Source organism: Candidatus Hepatincolaceae symbiont of Strigamia maritima (assembly GCF_055505085.1).
The window spans coordinates 1-2,359 of sequence record NZ_DBKDTU010000109.1; the positions used below are offsets into that span (position 1 = coordinate 1).

Annotated in this window: 2 protein-coding genes and 1 pseudogene; all 3 read left to right on the forward strand. The window is 25.0% G+C overall.

What is annotated here, in order from left to right; genetic code table 11:
- The first annotated feature begins 307 nt into the window (after positions 1-307).
- Complete coding sequence (locus ACQCX0_RS02640) at positions 308-1,018, forward strand: IS1595 family transposase (protein WP_462562617.1); 711 nt, start codon at positions 308-310, stop codon at positions 1,016-1,018.
- Positions 1,012-1,884: a DNA adenine methylase gene (locus ACQCX0_RS02645; RefSeq protein WP_462562616.1), complete on the forward strand. Its 873-nt coding sequence runs from the start codon at positions 1,012-1,014 to the stop codon at positions 1,882-1,884. The genes ACQCX0_RS02640 and ACQCX0_RS02645 overlap by 7 nt, the downstream gene beginning before the upstream one ends.
- A pseudogene (locus ACQCX0_RS02650) lies at positions 1,871-2,337 on the forward strand (PD-(D/E)XK nuclease superfamily protein). Before ACQCX0_RS02645 ends, ACQCX0_RS02650 begins: the two are co-directional and overlap by 14 nt.
- Positions 2,338-2,359: the final 22 nt, after the last annotated feature.

Consider the following 2,359-nt stretch of genomic DNA (forward strand, 5'->3'; position numbering starts at 1 on the left):
TTAAGGGAATTATATACTTTTTTACCCTAAAATGATCTAAAGATGTTGATTTAATTAAAATATAAGTGTATACTTAATTATATTAATAATATAAATGAAAAAAGCTATGAAATTTAATAATTTAATTGAATTAACTGAATATTTTAAAAATGAAAAAGTTTGCATAGAATATTTTAAAAAGATTATATGATCAAACGGCTCTTTTTGTCATAAGTGTGGGGTTAAACACAAAATTTATGAATATAAAGATGGTAAAACTTTAAAATGTAATTCCTGTAAAAATAAGTTTAGTATTAAAACAGGCACTATATTTGAGAGTTCAAACTTATCACTTAAGAAATGGTTTGTTGCTATTTATCTTGTAGGTAGACATTCTAAAGGTATTTCATCAGTTAAATTATCTAAAGATATAGGTTGCACGCAAAAAACAGCTTGGTTTATATTGCAAAGAATAAGAGATATTAAAAAGAGTGGTTTTCTAAAACTATCAAATAATGTTGAAATAGACGAAACCTATATTGGCGGTAAAGAAAAGAATAAACATAATAACGAAAGAAGACGAACCACTCAAGGTAGGAGTACAAAAAATAAAGTTGCAATTATTGGTGCAGTAGAAAGAAAAGGTAAATTGATTGCTAAGGCAGTTGATAAAGTAAACACTAAAACACTTCAAAAAATTATTTTTAATCATATTTCTATAGGTTCTAATATATATACAGATGAATTTAGAGTTTATAATTCTGTAAATTCATTTTATAATCATAAAAAAGTAAATCATGGAGAAGGTAAATATGTTGATGGTAAAAACCATACAAACACTATAGAATCTTTTTGGGCGTTATTTAAAAGAGGATTTATAGGCATATACCATCAAATGAGTAAAAAGCATCTTCAAAGATATATAGATGAATTTGTTTTTAGATATAATCATAGAGATTTATCCCTAGAAGATTTTTTTACTTGTTTACTAATTAATTCTGTTAATAAAAGATTAAAATATAAAGATTTAATATGTTAGAAAAAAAATACAACTTTGATGATTTTTTAATTGCAGTAGCCCAAGATACACAATCAAAGATAAGCTTATTTGATGGTAATGCTACCCCCTTTGTTAAATGGGTAGGAGGTAAGCGATCTATATTAAAAGAAATAAAAATCCACTTCCCTAAAAATTTTAATAACTACTATGAACCTTTTGTTGGCGGAGGAGCTGTTTTTTTTAATTTAGGTTCAAAGAACTCATTTATCAGTGATCTAAACTTAGAATTAATTACTACATACATAGTAATTAAAAAGAATGTAGAGAATCTTATTAAGTTATTACAATTACATAAAAATAATCATTGTGAAGATTATTTTTATAGTTTAAGAGAAAAACAATTCCTAGAGGATCCTGTAGAGGTATCGGCTAGATTTATATATCTTAATAAAACTTGTTATAATGGTTTATATAGAGTAAATAAAAAAGGAGAGTTTAATAGTCCTTTTGGAAAGTACACAAACCCTAGTATTGTAGATATAGATAATCTAAGATTATGTAGTAGTTATTTACAAAATGTTGATATTAAATGCCAAGATTATAGTAAAATAAATCTTATAAAAGATGATTTTGTATATTTTGATCCACCTTACCATAATACTTTTCTAGGTTATAACTCTAGTGTATTTGATGAAAATAAACAGATTGAATTAAGAGAGTTTTGTGATAAACTAACAAAAAGCGGAGTTAAATTTATGTTATCTAACTCCGATACAGACTTTATAAAAGAGCAATATAAATCATATAATATTTATGAAATAACTGCTCCTAGATTTGTTAATTGTAAAGCAGACAATAGAAAAAATGGCAAAGAATTATTGATTTTAAATTATGAAAAAAAGTAGTGGCTCTACAGCAAACATTAATGGCAACAAATTAGAAAGTACAATTGAAAACATCTTAAAAAGATCTGCTTATACAGAGATTGAACCTAAAAGCTTTATTTCTTTCTCACAAATAGCAGAACAGCCAATTTATTCTAAACAAGTAGTAGTTGGTACAACTATTTATGAAACAATAAGAAAATGTGATTTTATATTGTTTCATCCTGAGAAGTTTAAGAATAATTTAGTAATAGAATGTAAGTGGCAACAAATTGGTGGTTCTGTTGATGAAAAATACCCTTTTTTAGTATTAAATATAAAAAAATTAGGTATTATACTATTATTATTTTAGATGGTCAAGGCTATAAAAAAGGTGCTGAGGTTTGGTTAAAAGAACAAGTTAGTGGTTATCTCAAAAAAGTTTTAAGTTTATCAGAATTTTTACAACTAGCTAATAAAAATTATTTTAGTTAGGGTAAAAAAGTATATAATTCCC

Excerpts from the sequence above, each read along its gene's own strand:
- ACQCX0_RS02645 (WP_462562616.1), top strand. The coding sequence starts at position 1,012 with ATGTTAGAAAAAAAATACAACTTTGATGATTTTTTAATTGCAGTAGCC.